The organism is Candidatus Nitrospira salsa (assembly GCF_965152625.1).
In genome coordinates, this window is record NZ_CBCUCO010000005.1 from 20,019 (window position 1) to 42,533 (window position 22,515).

General features: G+C 46.0%; 21 protein-coding genes. 18 read left to right on the forward strand and 3 right to left on the reverse strand.

Annotated elements, in window-relative coordinates:
• The first annotated feature begins 10 nt into the window (after positions 1–10).
• From ACWQXP_RS20605 to ACWQXP_RS20630, 6 genes are all read left to right on the forward strand, one after another.
• The gene (locus ACWQXP_RS20605; RefSeq protein ID WP_454064763.1) at positions 11–1,468 is read left to right on the forward strand and encodes a circularly permuted type 2 ATP-grasp protein; all 1,458 of its coding nucleotides are present in this window, start codon (positions 11–13) and stop codon (positions 1,466–1,468) included.
• A complete protein-coding gene (locus ACWQXP_RS20610) occupies positions 1,468–2,496 on the forward strand; it encodes an alpha-E domain-containing protein (protein ID WP_454064764.1) in 1,029 nt (342 codons plus the stop codon). The genes ACWQXP_RS20605 and ACWQXP_RS20610 overlap by 1 nt, the downstream gene beginning before the upstream one ends.
• A 516-nt stretch (positions 2,497–3,012) precedes the next feature.
• Positions 3,013–3,537, forward strand: a complete 525-nt coding sequence (locus ACWQXP_RS20615; RefSeq protein ID WP_454064765.1) for an RNA polymerase sigma factor — start codon at positions 3,013–3,015, stop codon at positions 3,535–3,537.
• A complete protein-coding gene (locus tag ACWQXP_RS20620) occupies positions 3,534–3,716 on the forward strand; it encodes a hypothetical protein (protein WP_454064766.1) in 183 nt (60 codons plus the stop codon). The genes ACWQXP_RS20615 and ACWQXP_RS20620 overlap by 4 nt, the downstream gene beginning before the upstream one ends.
• A gap of 12 nt (positions 3,717–3,728) precedes the next feature.
• On the forward strand, positions 3,729–4,583 hold the full coding sequence (locus tag ACWQXP_RS20625; protein WP_454064767.1) for a mechanosensitive ion channel family protein: 855 nt from the start codon (positions 3,729–3,731) through the stop codon (positions 4,581–4,583).
• Between the two features lie 809 nt (positions 4,584–5,392).
• On the forward strand, positions 5,393–6,466 hold the full coding sequence (locus ACWQXP_RS20630; RefSeq protein WP_454064768.1) for an NAD-dependent epimerase/dehydratase family protein: 1,074 nt from the start codon (positions 5,393–5,395) through the stop codon (positions 6,464–6,466).
• Between the two features lie 121 nt (positions 6,467–6,587).
• Here the strand turns inward: ACWQXP_RS20630 and ACWQXP_RS20635 are convergent, their stop codons facing one another.
• The 3 genes from ACWQXP_RS20635 to ACWQXP_RS20645 form a co-directional block, all read right to left on the reverse strand.
• On the reverse strand, positions 6,588–7,565 hold the full coding sequence (locus ACWQXP_RS20635; protein WP_454064769.1) for a lysylphosphatidylglycerol synthase transmembrane domain-containing protein: 978 nt from the start codon (positions 7,563–7,565) through the stop codon (positions 6,588–6,590).
• 94 nt (positions 7,566–7,659) lie between these two features.
• Positions 7,660–8,376 carry a class I SAM-dependent methyltransferase gene (locus ACWQXP_RS20640; RefSeq protein ID WP_454064770.1) on the reverse strand — a complete coding sequence of 239 codons (717 nt, stop codon included), beginning with the start codon at positions 8,374–8,376 and terminating at the stop codon, positions 7,660–7,662.
• A 120-nt stretch (positions 8,377–8,496) separates the two neighbouring features.
• On the reverse strand, positions 8,497–9,699 hold the full coding sequence (locus tag ACWQXP_RS20645) for a glycosyltransferase family 4 protein (protein WP_454064771.1): 1,203 nt from the start codon (positions 9,697–9,699) through the stop codon (positions 8,497–8,499).
• 530 nt (positions 9,700–10,229) lie between these two features.
• Here ACWQXP_RS20645 and ACWQXP_RS20650 point away from each other — a divergent pair.
• From ACWQXP_RS20650 to mgtE, 12 genes are all read left to right on the forward strand, one after another.
• Positions 10,230–10,838: a class I SAM-dependent methyltransferase gene (locus ACWQXP_RS20650; protein ID WP_454064772.1), complete on the forward strand. Its 609-nt coding sequence runs from the start codon at positions 10,230–10,232 to the stop codon at positions 10,836–10,838.
• A gap of 708 nt (positions 10,839–11,546) precedes the next feature.
• Entirely contained in the window at positions 11,547–11,987 is a 441-nt protein-coding gene (locus ACWQXP_RS20655) for an Asp23/Gls24 family envelope stress response protein (protein WP_454064773.1), read from the forward strand.
• 105 nt (positions 11,988–12,092) lie between these two features.
• Positions 12,093–12,527 (forward strand): Asp23/Gls24 family envelope stress response protein, encoded by a 435-nt coding sequence (locus ACWQXP_RS20660; RefSeq protein WP_454064774.1) that lies wholly within the window; start codon positions 12,093–12,095, stop codon positions 12,525–12,527.
• A gap of 18 nt (positions 12,528–12,545) precedes the next feature.
• Positions 12,546–12,878 carry a hypothetical protein gene (locus ACWQXP_RS20665; protein ID WP_454064775.1) on the forward strand — a complete coding sequence of 111 codons (333 nt, stop codon included), beginning with the start codon at positions 12,546–12,548 and terminating at the stop codon, positions 12,876–12,878.
• A 3-nt stretch (positions 12,879–12,881) separates the two neighbouring features.
• Positions 12,882–13,466 carry an alkaline shock response membrane anchor protein AmaP gene (amaP, locus tag ACWQXP_RS20670; RefSeq protein ID WP_454064776.1) on the forward strand — a complete coding sequence of 195 codons (585 nt, stop codon included), beginning with the start codon at positions 12,882–12,884 and terminating at the stop codon, positions 13,464–13,466.
• A 24-nt stretch (positions 13,467–13,490) separates the two neighbouring features.
• Positions 13,491–13,697, forward strand: coding sequence for a hypothetical protein (locus ACWQXP_RS20675; protein ID WP_454064777.1), 207 nt, complete (start codon positions 13,491–13,493; stop codon positions 13,695–13,697).
• Positions 13,698–14,308: 611 nt separating this feature from the next.
• Positions 14,309–15,013 carry a hypothetical protein gene (locus ACWQXP_RS20680; protein WP_454064778.1) on the forward strand — a complete coding sequence of 235 codons (705 nt, stop codon included), beginning with the start codon at positions 14,309–14,311 and terminating at the stop codon, positions 15,011–15,013.
• 80 nt (positions 15,014–15,093) lie between these two features.
• Positions 15,094–18,399 carry a YhdP family protein gene (locus tag ACWQXP_RS20685; RefSeq protein WP_454064779.1) on the forward strand — a complete coding sequence of 1,102 codons (3,306 nt, stop codon included), beginning with the start codon at positions 15,094–15,096 and terminating at the stop codon, positions 18,397–18,399.
• 72 nt (positions 18,400–18,471) lie between these two features.
• Positions 18,472–19,356 carry a mechanosensitive ion channel family protein gene (locus ACWQXP_RS20690; protein WP_454064780.1) on the forward strand — a complete coding sequence of 295 codons (885 nt, stop codon included), beginning with the start codon at positions 18,472–18,474 and terminating at the stop codon, positions 19,354–19,356.
• Positions 19,357–19,438: 82 nt separating this feature from the next.
• Complete coding sequence (locus ACWQXP_RS20695; protein WP_454064781.1) at positions 19,439–20,308, forward strand: mechanosensitive ion channel family protein; 870 nt, start codon at positions 19,439–19,441, stop codon at positions 20,306–20,308.
• Between the two features lies 1 nt (position 20,309).
• On the forward strand, positions 20,310–21,173 hold the full coding sequence (locus ACWQXP_RS20700) for a magnesium transporter MgtE N-terminal domain-containing protein (protein WP_454064782.1): 864 nt from the start codon (positions 20,310–20,312) through the stop codon (positions 21,171–21,173).
• Positions 21,170–22,474 carry a magnesium transporter gene (mgtE, locus tag ACWQXP_RS20705; RefSeq protein WP_454064783.1) on the forward strand — a complete coding sequence of 435 codons (1,305 nt, stop codon included), beginning with the start codon at positions 21,170–21,172 and terminating at the stop codon, positions 22,472–22,474. Before ACWQXP_RS20700 ends, mgtE begins: the two co-directional genes overlap by 4 nt.
• Positions 22,475–22,515 lie beyond the last annotated feature (41 nt).

A 22,515-nucleotide genomic window follows, 5' to 3' on the forward strand; every position in this document is an offset into this window, starting at 1 on the left:
GGAACAGACGGTGAAAACGCTCTTCGATCGATATGTCATCAAGCCAGGCTTCGATGAGATGTTTGAAGCTCAGGAGATTACGCGCAAGCATTATGGCCGGCTCGTTGAACGACTGCGGAACTTCCCCCTTAAAGATTTAAATCTGAAACGACGCCAGGCTGACCAAGCCTTTCTCAGGCAGGGCATTACCTTTACGGTTTACGGCGACCCTCAACAAACTGAAAAAATTTTCCCGTTCGATCTGCTTCCTCGCATTATTCCCAACACAGAATGGCAAATCATCGAAGATGGTCTTCGGCAACGGATTCGCGCGCTCAACATGTTTCTCCTCGATATTTACGGCCCTCAAAAAATCCTGAAGGATCAAATCATTCCGCGAGACCTCGTGGAAAGTTCAATTCATTTCCAGAAAGACCTTGTGGGTTTTCGCCCGCCAAAAGATATTTTCATTCATATTGGCGGTATCGATCTCATTCGCGATCATGACGGGACCTACTATGTGTTGGAGGATAACCTTCGAACCCCATCGGGCGTCTCATACGTTCTCGAAAACCGTATCGTGATGAAACAACTGTTCCCCAACTTATTTGCCGACATGCAAGTTCGGCCGGTCGACTCCTATCCCACCCATCTATTAGAAAACCTCAAGTATCTCTCGCCGAATCCCCGCGAAAATCCAGCTGTCGTGTTACTTACTCCTGGTGTTTTTAATTCGGCGTATTTTGAACATTGTTTTTTATCGCTTCAGATGGGTATCCCTTTAGTCGAAGGGCGCGACTTGGTCGTTGAGTCCGACAAAGTTTTCATGAAAACCATTCAAGGTCTCGAACAAGTCGATGTCATCTACCGTAGAGTTGATGATACGTTCCTTGACCCAGAAGTGTTTAACCCTGATTCCGTACTTGGGGTACCAGGACTCATGCGAGCGTACCGTGCAGGAAACGTGGCCATGGCCAATGGGATTGGAACCGGCATCGCCGATGACAAAGCCGTTTATGTGTATGTTCCAAAAATGATCGAATACTATTTAAGTGAAACCGCAATTCTAAAAAATGTCCCAACCTATTTATGTCAGAACACGGACGATCAACACTATGTGTTGGACAACCTCTCCTCACTTGTCGTCAAGGCCGTCGCTGAATCAGGAGGCTATGGTATGCTCATGGGACCCTGGTCGACCACAACACAACAAGATGAATTTCGAAAGAAAATTCTTGCGCATCCTCGTAGTTATATCGCACAACCCGTCGTGTCGTTATCTCACCACCCCTGCGTCATTGAAGACGGTCAGGACTTAAAGTTAGACAGTCGCCACGTCGACCTTCGTCCTTTTGTTCTCTGGGGAGAGGAGATCTCCGTGTCACTCGGCGGACTTACCCGGGTCGCGCTTCGAGAGGGTTCCCTGGTGGTGAATTCCTCACAAGGCGGTGGCAGTAAAGATACCTGGGTCCTCTATGGAGACGAATAATGATGCTGAGTCGTACCGCAGAATCATTCTTTTGGATTGGACGATACATTGAACGCGCTGAGTATACAGCGCGATTTTCAAATGTGCACTATCATCTCTTAACCGAAATTGCGAAATGGGATGATCAGGTCGACACCTGGCGACAATACTTGGAGGGAACAGGAGAAGGTCCGCTTTACCAAGAACTCTATGGCAATATTTCGACCCGTTCAGTCCTTGAATTTCTCACGTTGTCACGAGAGAACCCCAACTCGTTAATCAGTTTGATTGCCTCGGTTCGAGCGAATGCCAGGGGTATTCAAGATCAACTGTCAAGCGAAGTCTGGCATTTCATTAATGACTTTTATTTAGGGATGAAAGAAAAAACCAATCAAGACTTGTGGGCAGACACTCATGATTTACTCGGGCATGTGCTGAACATCTGTTATACCCTTGACGGAGTCGTGGGAAGCACCATGATTCATGATGAGGGGTGGAATTTCTACCGGCTCGGGAAAAATATCGAACGGGGTAGTCGAACCGCTCGGCTCATTGATATTCCGATCTTCAGCCGCCCTATTGTCGAACCTCGGATTATCTCTGACTATCATCAATGTCTCGCCGTTCTCAAGTCCGCAAGTGCATTTGAAGCGTATCGAAAATTTTATTCCGCACAACTTGTTCCCAAAAAAATTGTCCAATTTCTCCTGTTCCATGATAAATTTCCTCGCTCAGTACGATTCACGACAACGCTCAACAGTAAATTATTGGAACGTATGGTCGGGTCAACTCGTCGCTCGGAAACACGGCAAGCCATTCGGGTTGGAGGAGCCTTAGCGGCGGACCTCGAGTTTGGAAGCTTAGAAGAAGTCTATGACATGGGACTCTCTGATTTTTTAGGACAAGTTCTCGGACAGTTAGATCAACTGACAAATCTGATTGCACAGGGGTTTTTCCGCACAAGCGCCTATTCCGCTGATTCCAAGACAGTCGAAAAGACCACTGAGCAGACACAACATCAATCTGCAAGCGTTAATATCTCAGGGTAAAAATCTCAGGAACCACGTCTCTCCTCATACATCAATCATTATCATTTCTCCGCCTCTAAGATTTCACCAACCCTCTCTCAACATAGAAGCCATCGTATGTGATAACACAGTCATTCGACTCAAACATTCACAAACATATAAATCTCTGAGTTGAACATCGTTTTCTCGTCATCATCAAAATACAATATTTCATCAGACCATTGACTCTCAGGCCTACTCCCTTGGCCTTTCTCTCACAGTGTGGTAACAATAGTGAAACTCGATGACTGCTCGAGCAGATAAATACATCTCAAACCTCGGACTAAATTTGAAAAAATTTCAGACATCGATTTCTCCCACCCTCACAATCACCACTCCACGGAAAGATGAAGGGAAACTAAGCAAGATACAGACAATGGTTATGGCTTCAATCGTCATTAACCTTACACTCCGACCCTCCTCTTTCCATCAGATGCAAATCGAACACCTTGGCCATTTTCGTGGTTGTTCTGTATTCGAAAAATTATTACCGACTCAATGAATCGTTTCGATCATATTGATGACAATGGACTCATCGATCTCATCGCCCAAGGTGATCTCAACGCGTTTGAAGGCTTATATGACCGATATGCCTCCAAGGTGTTAAAACGGTGTTATTTTATTTGTCTCAATGCCACAGACGCACGCGACTTGATGCAAGAGGTGTGGATGCGAGTCTTCCTACGCCTACATCAATTCCAAAAGCAATCGGCCTTTTCAACATGGCTGTATCGGCTGACCACCAATCACTGCCTGAATTACATCAAGGCAAGAGCACAGACAACCAGCGTAGAAACCAACATGGAGATAGCACACATTACCGTCCATGATCCGGCACATTCAGCCGAAGTCCGCAATCTGCTCTCAAAATTATCCTTAGAGGACCGAACCATTCTTGCCATGAAATATATGGGCGAGTATACATATGAAGAAATTGCGACCACCTGTGACATCGGTGTGAGTGCCGCGAAGATGAGAGTCTCTCGATTAATTGAAAAACTCCGGGGGGAGGTTGGAACATGATTGATGATGAAGATCTCGTGTTTGAACAGGTCCTCAACGCATTAGATCTACCCGAACCTGATCATGCGACGAAAGAACGGATCATGAAAGCCGTCTACGTGTTGATGGTCGCGAAAGAAATTGGACTCTTTCATGTGTCTATTCCTGGAATATTATTGGATGATACAACATACGAGTGAGAGGAGAGCCGAATGGTTGACACACAGAATGAAGTCAAGGAATGGGGAATGGTCGTCTGGACGTTTTTTGAAAGTTTAGGGGAGACGATTGGGACATTCTTGCCAAATCTTATTGGAGCCATTGTCATCATTCTTGTCGGATGGATGTTTGCGAAGCTTCTCAGAGGAATCACCACGAAACTCTTAGGCGTGTTTGGCATTGCGTCATTAGGCGAAAAAATCAAATTTAATGAGACATTAAAAAAGGTGGGAATCTCCCGAAGTCTCGACCAGATCATCGGAACACTCATCTATTACATGGTCCTCATGGTTTTTCTCGTTTCGGCCTCCGAAGTCCTCGGGCTGAAGGTTGTTCTCGAGACACTGAATGCATTCATCGCGTATTTACCGCATGTGCTTGGTGCATTTCTTATTCTCGTCATTGCCTTATATATCGCCAAAGTCATCAAAGACGGAACCACTTCCGCATCTTCAAACCTCAATATTGCCTATGCCGGAGCCATAAGCTCATTCCTGGAAGTCCTGATTATTGGATTCGGAATCGTGATGGCCCTCACGGAACTGGGATTAGACATGACGGTATTTACGGCAAACATTACTGTCATTATCGCAGGAATCGTGCTGGCCATGGCCTTATCCATCGGCCTCGGGAGCCGAACCATTATGTCGAATGTCCTGGCACGATATTACATCGCCCAGCTCTACCATGTGGGGGATGAAGTGTTCCTAGCAGGGGAAAAAGGGGTGATTCGCAAGATTACGCCAGTATCTGTCGTGATACAAACTGAGCATGAGGAAAACCTCTACATTCCAAATGACCAAATTATTGCAGAAGGCTCAAAGATACGACGATCGGAATCGCACTAATCAATTGTGCGGTTTTACATTACGGACATGTGTCTGCACACCGTCGATTCCGCATACCGAGGTACATGACGCATTCTGAATCACAATTTTTATCGGTCGCCGGCCATGAGCCTTGCAGTCATACCTCTTTTGTTTTTCGTTCGCACGTCACGCGCACAATGAGACACCCTTTCGAGTTATTCTGTTCATAATGGTATGGAATCAAGATTCCATACCTCTTTTTTGAAAAAATGCTGTAATCTCCGCCATTCCAACTAGAAGTGAACAATTTTCTAATACCCAAAATTTCAGCTTGAGCTTGTATGGTGGTGCCTGCGTTTATCGCAAAAATGCTCTACCCAAATAGACAAATTGTCCACGAAAAGAACAAGTTGTCTGTTTTAACCAATACAATGCCTCCCAACTTTCTGGCTTCTAGGATATATCAAGAAATCCCTCATGATTCGTCCACCACTGTTGGCATATTGATTGCTTAAATCAACGGTGGTAATACAAGCGGGCTGGAACTAAATGGAGGGGAAAATGGACACGTCCCAAGAATCCATTAGATGTCATGTACAAGTCATTTTCAGGAATTCGAGCTAACTTGATTCGTCTTTCTGATCGAAAAATATGATGAGAGTATGGTAAGCAACAACCAAACAACAGTATGCAGAACATTCATGGTTCATATACTGTGTATACGATCTTAGTGTGATAAACATACTTATATAGTTGATTGACACACCAGTTGTAGTACCCTTGTTCATCTTAGCAATTACTTTTCGTGTTTCTCAGTTACATACATCAATCATATTAGGAGACGAACGATGTCCATAGTCAATCCATTCTTTGCTGAACCTTTTGACAATTTAGTCATTCCTGAGAAATTCCAGGAATTGAAAAGTAAAAAAATGCTGGTCACTGGTGCCGCAGGTTTTATCGGAGGAGCTTTATTCCGTAGGCTAGCAGCTTATGGCTGTGATGTGACGGGAACTGTACTCTATCCACACGAAGCAGAGGCTTTTCGAAAGAATGGGTTTAAGGCTGAAGTGCTAGACCTATCAAGCGATGACCCGTTCGAACCATTTCTTGAAGGTCAAGACCTCGTGTTTCATGTTGCGGCCATGTTCAGGGAAACGGAACATGGAGAAAAGCTTTACAATAAAGTTGATCACCATGGCGCACTCAAACTCTGTAAGGCGGCGGCGGCAGTCGGTGTTGAACGATTTGTTCATTGCAGCACCATTGGAGTCCATGGTGACGTGCTGGAAATACCTTGCAAAGAAACCACTCCCTTTAATCCAACCAACCACTACACGCGTGCAAAATTACGAGGTGAACTTGCCATCATCGAATTCGCCAACACCTTACCAAATGATGGAATGGTGGTGACGGTGAATCGACCTGCGATTGTATATGGTCCTGGTGATACACGAATGTTAATGCTATTTAAGGCGGTCTTACAGAAGAAGTTTTTAATGATCGGTTTTGGCACAGTCCTCTCCCATCCAGGGTATATTGAAGATCAAGTAGACAGCTTCTTGCTCTGCGCAATTGCGCCACGTGAAAAAGTGCATCTTGAGGCATTTAATATCGCATCAGATCAACCGATTCCGGTCAGAGAATTTGCACAACTGATTGCCGACAAAGGCGGTGTGACGATTCCAAAAATTCGGATACCTTCCAGCCCTTTGTGGTATGCAGGTCTAGTCTGTGAAGCGATTTTCATGCCCCTGAAACTCCGCCCACCATTATTCCGTCGACGAGTGGGCTACTTCCGAGAGAATCGTGCGTTCGACTTGTCGAAAGCGAAAGAGCGTTTGGGATATGTGTCACAATGGGATCATAAGACCGGTGTTTCCACATCGATTGACTGGTATCGAAAAAAGGATATGATTTAAGAGAAAAACCATTCATCAGACTGACCCGACGGATGATACGTATCCAAATTTCGGAATAATGACATTTCTTCGAGTGAAGAAATGACACACCACTGATTTTCTTACAACTTAGGATGTCTCTCTAATTTGTGGGCTGTTCACGTTCCATGATATAGAAGAACGCGCCAGGCAGAGTCGTGACAAGATTAACCACATACATTATCACGGATAGTGAAAACGCCGCTTCTGCCTGAACCCCAACCAACCCTAGCAGAGAGATAAATGCGGCTTCGCGGACACCCAAGCCCCCGATTGAAATTGGGATGAGCGACACAAGGAAAATAATCGGGACGATGACGACAAAGGTCATCAACGGAAGTTCGATCTCTAACGCCGAAGCACCAATCACGGTACAACCGACACGTAAGAGCTGAATAGCCATCGCCAACACGATAGACCACACCATGAGCCATGGTTGATTGGCATAAGCATCAAGATGAGTGTAGAGCTTAGTGAATCGATTGCGAATTGGTGTAAATGCTTGGCCTATGAATACATGATTGATCACGTCTCGCAATTTGTGATGCATCAATGTGAGACAACCAAGACCTAGCAATGCCAACCCAACCCAGGCGCTGTAGCTGACGACCGTCGGTAGTCCGGCTGGACTGGCTAGAAGTCCAAACAGCACAAGCGAAAATAATGCCAGCAAAGCCAATACCCGTTCAACCAGCATAGAAGAAAAAGCCAAGGCCAAGTCGGAAGTGGCCTTGGAAAGCAAGTAAACCCGAACCAAATCTATTCCACCAGGCATAAATGTCCCAATAAAAAGACTGGTGAAGGTCAGTCGGACGACTTTAATGAACGTGATAGTGGCATTTTTTCCATGGAGGAGAACATACCAACGGTAGGCTGAAAAAAATCTTAACACCAGAAAAACTACAAGTAGCTCGGCAATAGGCTCAACCTGTGCTTTGCGAATTATCCGCCACGCATCAGCAAGATCTACATACACAAGAAGAGTAGCAAGCAAAGCTGCGCTTATGACAAAACGCAGCCAACTCGGCATAGTGTAACGTGCCGTAGCATTCCCCTGCTCCTGAACCGAGGGCGAAATCACGATTGGCAACCCTCCCTGAATCTTTTGATGTTTCGCAACCAAGACAAAGCGATACTATATGAACAATGTCAAAAAGAAGAATGGATTTCTTTGCTTAGCATGATTCGGCGAGAACGAGAAGAGAGTATCCACCAAAGAGTTTTACCGTGAGATCCGGGCACATTGGAAATAGTAATCTTCTGGGTATATTCATCATGTAATCACCCAAATGTGCCCTTGAGGACGTAATCTCTAATTTCCCTGGAGTGTAAAAATAGTCAAGCACTCTATAGCCAGTATCTTCTACCGTACGTAACGCAGTCGCTTTAGAAAAGTAATGTAAATGTCCGTATCGATCACGTCGACTAATTTGAAGATCTCGCACCACCCCTTGCACATGCATGTCAAGCGGTATATGAAAGATGTAATGATCAGCTGATCGATTCAGTTTTCTGAGAAACCCTAAATAGTCTTCGATATGCTCAAATACATCAATCAAAAGTAGCAGGCTATAGTGGTGATTGAGAGAATTGACGGAGAAATCTTTTTGGAAAAATGAGATCCGACCAGGTAACACGTATTGTTGAGCGATCGTAATAGCGTGAGACGATATATCATATCCATGGAAATTTTTCACACTGGGATAGTCTTGGGACAGTTCATGTAAAATACGGCCGGAGCCGCACCCTAGCTCTGCGACGCTTTCCAGAGCTAGCTGATTCTTGTTGATCATTAAAGCTATTTGCCTTGCCTTCCACGGGCTATCACTCTCATGCCAATCTGGATTATTGGACAGATACTCGCCACTTTCATAGATATGTCCTGAGTTCATAGGAAATCACCGGTACCGATAGTAGGAAAAGTCAAAAATCATCGTCCTTTGCACTCTGACACGCGTAATTTCTACTATCGGCTCGTCGAAGTTCATCCACTCTAACAACTATACGAGCGATTATCGCTCGTTTTCCTCCCATCGTTTCATGACTTCTGAATAAATTTCTTCTAATCTCCGCACGTGCCGTTCCACAGTAAACTGTTGAGCGCTTTGACAAGCATCGGTTTTCAGGGTGACTGCAAGGGCCTGATCTTGTAATATGCGTGCGATAGCCTCTGCTAAACCGGATATATCTCCTTTTTCTACGAGAAGCCCTGTTTCATGATTGATGATAACTTCAGGGATTCCGCCAGTTCGAAAGGCGACAACCGGACAGCCAGCCGCCGCCGCCTCCAGCGCGACATAGGGCAACCCTTCTGACAGAGAGGGAATCGCTACTACATCCATAGCTGCTAGGATGTCCGGGATATCATTTCGTTGACCCATAAAGTGAACTTTTGAGTTAAGTCCAAATTTTTCCACCAGGGACTGGCAGACTCGTCGGTCTGGCCCATCCCCGACAATAACCAAGACCGCATCAGGACAACGTTCGAGAAGTTTTGGCATGGCATGAATGAGCAGGTCTTGGCCTTTTACCGAAATGACGATTCGACCGATTACACCTATTGTGGGCGTTGAATCAGCCACTCCAAGCTCAGCTCGGATTCGCGAACAGGCATCTGGGGCTGACGAAGCAAACCGATCAAAATCATAACCATTATAGAGCACTTCGACTAGTTGTTTGCTGATTGCATATTCGTTGATTGCCACAGTTTGCACTGCTTGAGACACGGCGAGAGCGGCGGCGGTCCATGGCGCCAGACAACGCTGAGAAAATTGTAACCATGGCCCAAGGGGAAACATATCATGGAAATGGACGATTGCAGGGAGATTGACCATCCGTGCGGCAATGCGACCAAGGATAAGACTCTTTTTTCCTTCCAGATGCACCAAGTCCACCTTATGATCGCGAAGAACCCTGAGTAAATCGATCAAGGCTCGCGGGTCCAGCTTCTTCCGCGAGAGAAACATCGGATAAATGCCAGTGGATTCGAAATGATTCGCCACCGGATCTCGAGGCCGGAGAATACAAAGTATTGGTTCAATTTTAGTTTGATCAAGATTTGGTAGAGTCTCCAGCAAGTATGTGGTTCCGCCAGTAACCAATCCTCCGGTTTTTCCAAGTGTATCTTTTACAAATAGAACCTTGAGAGGACTCCTGCTAAGAGGTAATCCTGCAGACGAACCCTTTAAGTCGTTTATCGAACCTTTCTCTGTCAAACGTCAGTAGCCTTCCTTCATTTACATAATCATAGACTAATCAACTGGGCATCAATCGTCGTCGACTCTTCCGGATTAAATAATTTTGGGAAATATCATCACCGGGTACTAGATAACAGTTTGTGCCATTTGAGGGAACGACTGTTTTCACTATAACGATGTTCATACTTTTCATATCGAATCACCATACCATATTCACGACAACCTCCCAGTACGGTACTCGGTCACCGTGAATGAGCAAAGCCCTTATATTCAATTTCCCCCTGACGACTGACTGCCCTTCCTTATCATTTCGGTCTGAACAAAAGATGTACCCCGGCATATTGCCTGATATTGTGGTTCTGAGACTAAGGCACTGAACGTGCTGACATGCTATAGTTTGATGCTAAAATGAACTTCTGCCGGCAATCAAACCTTCGAATGTACCGAGAGCTGCCCACCATATAAACCTCGTCAACAAACTGATGACTACCTCCAATATCATTACTCGCGAATTCGATAAAAAAGCATCCGAGTATGAGTCGAATCGGATGTCACCTTGGTACTTGGCCCATGCTGACCACATTTTTGAAAAGATGTCGTTTAAGCCTGGGGACACGGTACTGGATATCGGTTGCGGAACCGGCTACCTCTTACGACAAATCGCTAGAGCGAATCCTCAAGTAACAGGCTTTGGAATCGATCTTTCTCCTAGGATGATCGAGGTGGCGTCACAGAAAGCAGCTGATGAAAACCTGGGGAACTTGTCCTTCCTCCAGTCCGATTGGGAGGCGCTCAATGAAACAACAAAAACAGTACTGGCTTCTCAAGCACCATCCCATGTCATCTGTGCCAATGCTTTTCACTACTTTGCTGACCCACACAAAGCTCTGACATCCATGCATTCCGCTATGACATCAGAAGGTGAAGTGCTGCTACTTGAACGCGCCAAAGAGGGCTCAATACTGAGCATTGCCTGGGATTTCGCTCATCGCTTTCTGATCAAGGATAATGTTCGTTTTTACGACACCCCTTCGATTATAGGGATGCTTAAAAAAACTCAATTTTGCGAAGTACGGGTTAGATTAAAATTAAAGAAATTCTTTTGGAAAAACAAAATATATACAAGTGTCGCTTTAATTTCTGGGATCAAACGTTGACGCTCCCCTTCTATGGACAAATGATTTAATACACCGATTTCTCACTAGAAGCACCGCTATGATACGAACTGCTCTTCGGTGAGCTTGTGAAATCTCTAGTGATTTCAAAAACCTCAAGACGCTGAAAAATAAGAACGTCTCGTCATGTGCTTTCCGAACGCAAGCGCTGTGTGAATGAGCATTTACGATCCTCTTTAAGCCTTATGCACCGCAGGAACTTTTCCATATTCTGAACCGTGCCACTTCCCTGCAAGTGAATGACTCAGCCTGGCTAGGGAACTCTCCGATGGAAAGGTTCATAAGTAGATGTAAGTCAATCACCCATTGCTCTCATCTACTCTGCTCCCTACCCATCTAAACTGATCACGCGCCCCAGACGATCCTGTCATAAATAACCTTTCCATCCGGGGGATACTGTAATCTAAACCAGTTCAGTCTCGACCTTCTTTTCCATCGAAAAATCTCAAAAGCAATTTCTGGTTCCTTTACAGTTTTTCACCGCAAACTGCCTTATTTCTATCAGAAAAATAATTATGTGACGATTTCCTTCTATCAGCTGTCTAAACAATCAAAAGGTCTATACAAAGATGAGAGGTAACCGTCAACCAAACAGTCACATATTACGGTTCAGAAAGACCACAAGAAATATTCATTTCATTCCCAAAATTTCAACAGATGGTCTAATAAAACCATAAGGAAGGAGAGAGCATGGCTGATACGAAAGAAAATCCACGGGGTGGACAAGAACTAGTAACCAAAGAGGGGAAGACGTCCATTGCCGATGAAGTCGTGGCAAAAATTGTGGCGATTGCGACAAAAGAAATCGAAGGAGTCTATGAAATGGGGACGTTGGGCTTGGGAGATACCATTACTGGTATGGCACAGCGAGCCGCTAAAACTGGCCAAGGACATCAAGGCGTTCATGTCGAAGTAGGAGAACGTGAGGTGGCCGCTGACGTCAAAGTCGTCGTTGAATACGGTGTCAGCATTCCCCAGTTGGCCGTGGCTATCCGCCGAAACATCATCAACCGCGTCAGTACGATGACTGGCTTAACCGTGAAAGAAGTTAATGTTGACGTGAGCAGTCTACATTTTGCCGAGGAAGTCAAGGAAAAGGACCGAGAGGCAGCAGTGCCACGAGTGTCTTAATTATCCGAAAATTCTAGGGTAAAAGGTGTTCCCCTGAATCACCATAGTGCACCGTCAATAGTAGACCAAGAGGTCTACGACACGGCGTAAAGGGAGAATTTATTCATGGCAGAGTTAACTGAAGTCCGCTCACAAGATGGGTCACCACTGAGCACGAGCCAAGGGAAGACAACGATCGCCGATGATGTTGTCGCGAAAATGGTCACTCTTGCGGCCAAGGAAATAGAAGGCATTTATGACATCGGCGCTCAGGGACTCGGAGATCAAATCACTGGATTGACCCAACGCTTATCTGGCCGCAGCTCATCAGAACAAGGAGTGCATGTGGAAGTTGGAGAACGCGAGGTAGCCATTGACCTTCAAGTCATTGCCCATTATGGTGTGCGAATTCCAGACCTGACAGCGTCAGTACGACGAAATGTCATTGATCGAGTTGAACGACTTCTGGGTCTAATAGTTAAAGAGGTCAATATCAAGGTCAGCGGTCTGCACTTCCCTGAACAACAGAAAGCCGCACCTCCAGTCAGGAGAGTTGAGTAGGAGGTAGAAGAGGACTTCATGGAACAATCTCTTCTGATTGACGAACGACAAATTGCTGAAATTGTGATCAATGGAATCAGCCGAGTAGGTGGGGCCGAAATCCCAGCAGACCACCAAGCACGTTTATCGACAGTTGGTCCTGGAGCACGGATTTCTGGGGTTGCAGTTCATCGAGTCGAAGGATCATTGAACATTGAGATAGAGCTCAATGCCACGCTCAAAAAGAAAGGTTCATTGCCCATCCTGGCGGCACGCGTCAGACGCATGGTTCGACAAGCCATTCAATCCCTCACGACGGAACCAGTAGGACGGGTGAACATACGAATTACAGATTTTCATATTAAGGATTAACGCTTGAATATCTTAAATCGAATTCTGGTGATCATCGGAAGCATTGTTCTTTTAGTGATCATCGGAGCTATTTTACTGGTAACCACAGGAATTCTGACACCACAGCAGTTGTTAGTATCCCCATGGGATCTGACCCTCATTGCATTTACTCAGCTGGGATCACCATCCTGGTGGAGTGTCATGGCTAGCGGTATCGGTCTAGCAATTTTCAGTGTAGTCCTGTTGTTCTTAGAACTTCGTCCAGGATCATCGAAGGAGTCAAAGCTGCTAGTAAAAAAAGATGATTTGGGAGAGGTCACCGCGGCAATGACAAGCATTCAAGATCTTGCCAGTCGTGAAACGGGAAACATTGACGGGGTGATGGAATCATTCGCCCAAATCAGAGAGTCCCCAGAAGGTCTACAGATAGACTGCCGTCTATCGGTTGATCCCTCTGTGAGTATTTCTGACCTTGGCCGTCAAGTTCAAGAACGACTTAAGATCTCCATAGAACATTACCTGGGAAGACCTGTCGCTGAAGTGCACGTGACGGCACAAGTCGCTCCATTAGAGAATAAACACAACCAGAGGCCTTCCCGTGTTCGATAAGGTTCAATTGAAGAAGGAGACCACGTGAATTCACTACTTGCAGCGCTTGCAACGCTGACGCATAATATGGGCCCAATTGTGTCAACAGTATTAGCGGCATTTTTGATCATCATGGGACTACTCATTATTGTCAATCCAGCTCTCCTTGGTTGGATCGTGGGGCTGGTTCTTATCCTCGCTGGTGTGGCAGTTCTGGCTGGGTGTCTCACCCCGACTGAACGAACCCGCTGAACCCATCTTTTCCTGCTCATCAGTGCACGCTGATTATCTCAGAAACCCAAGACTGTTCACCTACATCTAGGTAGGTATAGTAAGAGATCACATCGAAACAAATAGGTTGTGCCGTCGATGCTTACTCTCTTGAGTAAATCACTGGAACTCTACGGTATTCAATCAAGAACGACACCCATGGTCGGTCAAGACAACTATCGCAACATGATCAGGAAGCAAGATGAATAGGAATGTGTAATTCCAACAACATACACCAAGAACACTCTCACGTTTCTCACTATCTTTTGGGCACAAACATCGATTAAACCACAACATGGAAATCATTTCATTCATGGCTGGGGTGTTGATCGGCGTGGCAATTCTCGCATTTGTACTCGACCGTTTTCTGCTATATTTAGGGAAGCGCATAAAAAGAGAGAAAAGAAAATGAGTTGGAATCATCCCCGTCCCTCACAAAACACAGATGAACACCCATTGCCAACCCATGCAGCTCTTTCAATACCGGCTGGTTCGACAAACATGGCAAACACCAGTGGCTACGGAAAATGACATCTATGACAAAAGTTAGAAATCATGAAAACATTCCGGCACACGGATATCGAAAGGTACCTATGAGAAGAGTTTCACCAATCGCCTGTATTGTATTGGCTTTCGGTCTATTGTCAGCCTGTGCATCACCTAATAATCTACCTGAGCCAGATTCTCCCACAATGATTGAACAAATGCTCATGGCGCAAGCGGTTGATTTCAGCTTAGAACCAAAGAATCCTCCGATCACGATTCCACTCCCACCTGAATCCTCTCTCTGCATCGGTGCCACGGGGTTGAGGGAAAATCAGCAATTCATGATTGGCATCATCAGTGGCTGGATGGGAAAACAAGGCTTTACCGTCTTACCAGACTGTGAACAGACCACGTATCGCCTACAAATCATCATCCAGACTCTGGGAACCGAACAGTCTGAATCTCTCTTTGGCATGCCAGAGGTTCAGGGGAGTATCCTTCCCTTTGCCCTGCCAGAACTTGCCATTTTTAAAGCTACCTATCAAACGGGATACACCAGATTCTCTTTTGAATTCTTTGAAAATGCCACTGAGAAATTTTTACGAGCAACACCGTGGTATCGTGCAAAAACGTACTTCAATCAATATACGATTTTGTTCTTTATTGAACATCAGACGACAAACCTCATTGAAGGTCCTATAGAGATAGAGCCGTTTGAACACCAAGAGATCACAGACGATACTCAAGAAGTCGAACCGGTCAGCTTACCAAAATCAAAAGGACAAACACAGAAAGATGAGACGTGGGACTAAAACCCAATTGATAATGCTCTCACGGCTCTCTCGATTTCGAATTGAAGCTCAAGAAATATCCCTGTGGACCAAATGGAACAATGAGGCTCGTTAAGTATTTTTGTTTTTTCACCATAATCGTAGCCTTACTTTTAGGCGGAGCGTTGAGTCTTCTTATCGGTTTCTCAGATACTGAGCCTCTCAAATGGTATATCCTGCAAAAAGTTGGGGACGCGGTTGGGACGACCATCTCAACTGAACACTTAAACATTCAGGCGTTTTCTTCTCCGCAAATTCAGCTATCCAAATTAATGTTCATCGATAAAACGACCGGGAAATCAGTATTTCAATTAGAAAGTGGGGCATGCAATCTCGAGCTTCCACTCTTAATGATGGGACAAGTCGTCATCAAGCAATGCACGCTCAATGAACCAACAATCACCGTACGACAACAGCAAGACGGGTCATGGCAGTGGCTGATCATACCTGATGACGAAGAAAGTGACGGAACATCGATCATACAATTCGCGGGACTCAAGGAACTTGGGATACACAATGGGACCATCACCATCACAAACGAATCACGTCCAATGGAGTCTCAATCCATCACGCTCTCCAGCCTAGAGTCCACGATAACGGCAGAATCAGATTTCAGGAAGATGAATTTTCGGATGTCCGCAACCCCTTCAAATAAACAAGACTCTTCAGAGATCTCTGTGGAGGGTCAAATACAAGGAAACTTTTCGGGCACGTCTATTGATTCAAAGACGCATACACCGCCTAGCGCCATTCGACACGTGACAACAAAGGTGAACTTCCGCAACATTGACATGCGCCCTCTGCTGAAGTTCGTCAACCCAGCGTTAGTTATCTCAACACCACAACTCATCGGCAATCTTGAGACAACTCTCTCACTCTTTTCTGACAAAACCGGCTATACACTCATCGCCAAAGACGTCTCTGTCCGCATACAGGAATTTCATATCCTTGGGAAAATGAGCGTCACTGGTGTATCAAGTGATCAACCGGCATTTTTCTTGACAGGCGAAGTGTTACCCTATTCAATTGAACAACTGACCCAGCTCATTCCGCATACATGGATACCAACTGACATCCAATCTCTCCTGCAACAACATACCATTCGAGGAAATTTTGATATCCCCCAAGTTACGATTGCCGGCCCACTCGACCTGAAGGAGAAACCATCGATACTCGGAAGTCTTCGCATCACTCAAGGTTTCATTAAATCTCATTCAAACTTTCCGCCACTCCACCATATCCAAACCTCGCTCACGTTGGCACACGATCATCTCACCATCAACGGTTTTTCAGCTAAATATGAAAATTCGCACATTGAGGAAGCCAACGGACTTCTCGACCTTCAACACGTTGACCCCTGGCTTACATTAACCGTAAACGGAGACCTCCAGGCAAACGATGCCTTAAAGACCGCTCAACAAGTTGATGCGCTGAAACAAGACTCACCTATATGGCTAGAGACAGAACACGTAGAGGGGCATGCTCTTATCGGCTTGAAAATTGAAGGACCATTAAGCGGGCCCGGGCAACTGCAGGTCCAACAAGGAGAGGTCGTCATAGAAAATTTTGGTTTTCAGCTTCCCACACAACCTTTCCCTATACGTGCCATGACAGGACAGGTACGCTTTAACCAAGATCATCTCACTATTAACGAATTATCAGCTGAATACGGATCATCCAATATCGGGCAGGCTCATGGACGGATTGAATTTCGAAAGCGTGGCCCCTGGCTCGCCTTAACGACAAATGGCAATCTACATGCAGAAGATATCCTCACAACCGCTCGCCACTTTGCTGCAGACCAAGAAACACCTCCCGCATGGCTTGATATACAAAATGTCCAGGGAGACGCCGCCATCGCACTCGAGATTGAAGGGCCATTGCAAGATCCCAAACAACTCACAATTCACCAAGGCGAGCTGAGAGTACAGAATCTCGGAGTACAACTCACTTCGTCTCCCCTCCCCTTACAGGGTTTCTCCGGCCACGTAAACTTTGATCAAGACCATGTCATCATCCATGGCATGAAAGGGAAGGTCGGGAAGAGTCACACAATCCTGAAGGGACGCGCCTCCTTTGGACAACGAGACACCCTACAAGACATCACACTGCAAAGTCAGGTTGAGTTATCTGACCTACAACTCCTATTTCCCGAGCTTCAGCAAGCCAAGCAACTATCAGGTGGTCCGCTGGAAATGGCCATGAGCATTTCGGGTTCAACCAGTCAGCCAGACATCCACACAGAACTTGACCTTACCTCAATCAATGTGTCGTACCCTCACGTGTTACAGAAACCTTCTGGTATTTCAACACGGCTAACATTCGATGGCACGCTCACTCCAAATCACAAATTGAACATCCGTCAATCTAGACTGGAAATTCCACCCTTTCACCTGGATATGAAAGGCGAAGTCTCTCTTGATGATCAACAAATGATGAACCTGACATTCACAACTGGGACCGAAGACAAGTCAATTTTCCCCAAAGGTATTATCGTTGGGGACAAACAATTAGATCTACGACGACTCGAAGCCAATGTGAGTCTTCAGGGATCAGGGAATAATTGGCCCGACTGGAAGACAAACGGAATCATTGACATCAACAAGTCCAGTTCTATTGCCACTCAGACATCGAACGACACTCATCAAACAGCCAGGGTACAATGGACGCAGGAAAATCATGCCGCCACGTTAGGTATCCGCGCTCAAGACATTCCCATTGAGTCCATCATTCCCGAAAACCCAAAACTCAGTGGCAATCTGTCTACGAATATGTCCTTCGAAGCGGAATTAGATGACACTCAGGTTCGTAAAACATCAGTAACCGGTAAGGGTGAATTTCAAATTCACAATGGTCACATTGTCCAATCGCCTGTGATCACCAGCATTTTAAGCCTTCTCAATATTCCCAATTTACTCATGGGCAAAGTCAACCTCAACCAACAAGGCATTCCGTTTAACTCCTTGACTGGGACCTTTTCCTTCGACCATGGGCTGATGACCTCCAATGATCTATTATTAAATAGTCCTGTCATTAAAATGACCGCAGCGGGAACATATGAAATGCCAACGGATCAGCTCGACTTCATTTTCGCGGTCAGTCCGTTTGGTGAATATTCCAACCTCCTGAAAAACATCCCATTGTTTGGCCGACTCCTCAAAGGGGAACGAAAAGGATTAGCCACCGCCCTCTTCGAAGCCAAAGGAACTCGTCAAGATCCTAAAGTTCGATATCTCCCTCTGGAGTCCTTTACTGGTGGATTACAAGGTGTGGCTCAGTTTGCCATCGATGTTTTAAAAAATACCGTCACACTTCCCAAGGACCTCATAATGGAACCAAAAGAAGAAAACGGTTCTGCAGAAAAGTAGAAAATTCAAGACAGATGAAAATGGCAACTATAGCGAACACCATGAAATGAAAACCGAAAGAAAGGCGCGGCAATGATGAATGACTGGGACTTGTGGACGATGGCGCACAATATGCTCCAATACCAACTGTTTTCTGTTAATCAGACTCCAGTGACCGTCTCTTCTCTTATGGTGTTTCTTTTCTTCATGTGTGGATTATTTATTCTCAATCGATTTTTTCGCCACTTCATCGCGAACCGCCTCCTGCAACGAATCAACCTTCCTGCCAGCACAAAATATACGATGACCCGCATTGCACAATATTTGCTGTGGGTGCTTGGAGCCGTTATCGCTTTTCAGCTCATCGGCATTGACCTCAGTGGACTTGCGGTCATCTTTGGATTTTTATCGGTAGGGATTGGGTTTGGATTGCAGAATCTGACCTCAAACTTTATCTCTGGCATCATCCTATTATTTGAACAGCACATACAAGTTGGCGATCGCGTGACTGTCGCGGACACCGAGGGTGATGTCGTGGAAATTAATATTCGGTCAACCACTATCCGCTCACTGAACAATATCGCCATTGTCGTTCCCAATTCCGAATTCATTTCTTCGACCGTCGTGAATTGGTCTCATGGAGATCCCAAAACACGACTGGAGATTGATGTCGGCGTATCATATGGTTCAGAACTCGACACGGTCGTTTCCTCTCTATTGGAAGCCGCAAAAGAACATCCTGAAGTCTTAGCAAACCCAGAACCCAAGGCCTGGCTCATGGGATTTGGTGATTCAGCATGGAACATGCGCCTCTTGGCGTGGGTCGGAGATCCTCAAGGTCGACGTCAAATTCACTCTGACATCAACTGCGCCATTGTAAATAAATTTCGTGAAAACGGAGTCGAAATACCATTTCCACAACGGGACTTACACGTACGATCGCCCATTCCGTTGCCACTCATGACAACGCCCTCTTAAGCCAAAGGACCATACAGGCTTTGCCGATTCGAGGCCTCCGTCTTCGTAGTCCCATTCGACCTATAACTGGGATGTCATCATTATGATTGATTTTACTCATCCAGGAGGTGCTCTTGTGGATATTACAATTTTGACCGCGTCATTAGAGGAATCACTGAAGACAAGCCTTACGCTCTTTATGACTTTTCTCCCAAAAACAATCGGAGCAGTCCTGCTCTTGGGAGTCGGTGTCATTTTAGGAAAACTCGTTGAAACCGGAATCGTCCGTCTCTTGGGATTTGTTGGTGTAGACCGATTACTCAGTGGAACAGGGATGCTTTCACTTCTTCAGAAAGCTGGAAGTAAGAGGACTCTAGCCCAAATTGTCGGGTCCCTGGCTTTTTGGGTCATCTTTCTTCTATTCCTCATTTCGGCTACTGAAACCCTACAATTAGCTCTCTTGTCTCAAGCCCTCACGGGTCTGGCGTACTATCTTCACAAGATCGGATTGGCCACGCTCATTCTCATCTTGGGACTACTTGCCGCAAACTTTGTTCGAGGGCTTATCGCTTTAGCCTGCGATTCCTCGGGAATTCGACAAGGCACGGTCATCTCACAAACAGTCTATGTGGCTGCAACACTTCTAGTCGTTGTGACGGCTATTAATGAGTTGGGAATTGATACGTCTCTCTTGAATCAAATTATTGTGTTAATTGCTGCCGGGCTCATTGCTGGTGCAGCGTTATCGTTTGGGTTTGGATCACGATCGGCGGTGGGGAATCTCATTGCTGCCCACTATATTCAGCCAATCATCCGAATTGGAGAACAAATTCAGGTAGGGCCACATTACGGTACCGTCACTTCCGTAACACCGATGGTTGTGGTTCTAGAAACAGAACGTGGCCGTGTGGTCGTGCCTGCAGCGCAATTCACCGAAGTCGCCAGTATCATTTCTCCAGCAGTCGGGTCGTAACATGGGACTGCAAAATGACCTGATACACACATATATCCAGAGACATCCAAAGGACGCGGCTCGTCATCTCGAGTCTCTTTCATATCCCGTGGTCATTGACACCCTGAAGAATTTGGAGAGTGAGACTATCGCATCAGTGCTTGAATATTATTTGCCAGTGCCCATGGCGGAAGTATTGAAGCATTTTCCACCAGATCTGAGTGCCAAGGTCATCAGTCATTTATCCACTACCACTGCACGAGCCGTTCTTCGGCAATTCGACACATCAACCCAATCTACTCTCTTGTCAAATCTTGACCCTGCAATCGCTCCATATTTGCGGCGGACATTGACCCATCCAGATTATACGGCAGGGAGCCTCGCCGATCCACGTGTCCTGACGCTTTCACCGGATATGACCGTCGCTCACGCGCTGAACCACATTGGCCAAGAATCCCGTCAAGCGATCTATTATTTGTATATCATTGATCACCATACAATATTGCACGGAGTCATTCTAATGAAAGAATTGCTCGCCGCGCATGCAGAGACCACTCTTGCATCGATCATGAATCAGAACGTGAAAATGGTACCATCATCTGCGAATGCGCAGGATCTTCTTTCTCATCCAGCGTGGCAGATATACGATAGTCTTCCTGTTGTTGAGCAAGGGAAAGCGTTTATCGGCGTCTTACGCTATCGTACGCTCAAAAAATTCCTGGAAGCACACACCAACACACGAGATCCAGAATTTCTTTCTGATGCGCTCCTTCAACTTTGGGAAGCCTATTCACTCTCTGGTATTGGGTTGATGACGACACTTGGAGAGGTGCTCAACGCGACACGTGATCAAAAAATCTCCCGAGAACAGGAGGAGACAAAATGATGACGATGACCCAGTCAAGCTCGATGCACGAGGCGTTTATTTCGCAATATCCTGAAGAAGTTGCCCAGGTATTCGAAACCTATCCTGTCGATGAAGTTCTTGAGGTACTTCACGATACGCCTGGACGTGATAATGCAAAAATTCTCTCTGCCATGACGCCGTCCGTTGCTGCAGACATTCTTGGAGCGATGCAAGTAGAACTGTTAACAGAAACCCTTTCACAAATTGAACCATCTGTAGCAGCCGCGCTCTTGCGAAGGCTTTCACAAAACAATCGCGAAAATGCGTTAGAAGCGGTATCGCAGAGTGTCGCGACTGAGATCAGAGCGTTTCTGGAGTTTCCAGAGGACTCTGTCGGCATGCTCATGGATCCACGATTCTTTGCGCTACCTCAGGATTTGAATGTCGAAAAAGCAATCCATCAGGTACGGACACATGCTCCTCGTGATCTGCACGAAATCTATATTATTGATCGCAACCAGATCCTGACTGGCATCCTTCCTCTCCGTGATATGTTTCTCGCGCCGGAGCATGAGCGACTCCAATCCTTAATGAAGCGAGATTTACCGACCATTCATCCGCTTGAAAGTCAGGAGCAGGTCGTAGAAGTCTTTGATCAATGGAAGGTATTCACGATTCCAGTCACCGATTTAAGCGGTCGTTTACTAGGCATCATTAGGAATCGAGATATCGTTGAGGTCGAAAAAGAAGAGGCCACCATTAGTATGCAGACTATGGTAGGGGCCAGCAAAGATGAACGAGCCCTATCGCCTCCATGGTTTGCCGTTCGAAAACGCCTCCCCTGGCTGCAAATCAATCTGCTCACCGCATTTCTCGCGGCTTTTGTTGTGGGGCTATTTGAAGACACTATTGCCAGGTTTACCGCCTTGGCCGTCTTGCTCCCTGTCGTCGCAGGACAGTCAGGAAATACAGGAGCCCAAGCGTTAGCCGTCGTGATGCGAGGACTCGCCCTGCGAGATATCCGTCCCACACAATGGATGCGAGTGGTAACGAAAGAATCGTATGTGGCATTCGTGAATGGAGTAGCCGTAGCCGCCACCACATCGGCTGCGGTTTTCGTCTGGAGTCACTCATGGGGACTGACGATGGTGATTGGCATTTCTATGGTGCTCTCGATGGTGATCGCAGGGCTTTCAGGAGCGGTGATCCCCATCATACTGAAAGCTCTCAATCAAGATCCGGCACAATCATCATCCATTATTTTGACAACCGTGACTGATGTCGCAGGATTCCTAAGTTTCTTAGGCTTAGCTACGATGTTTGCGAGTTTTCTTGAATAAATCGAGGCACTGAAAGGTCATGCAATGAAACGTATGGGTGG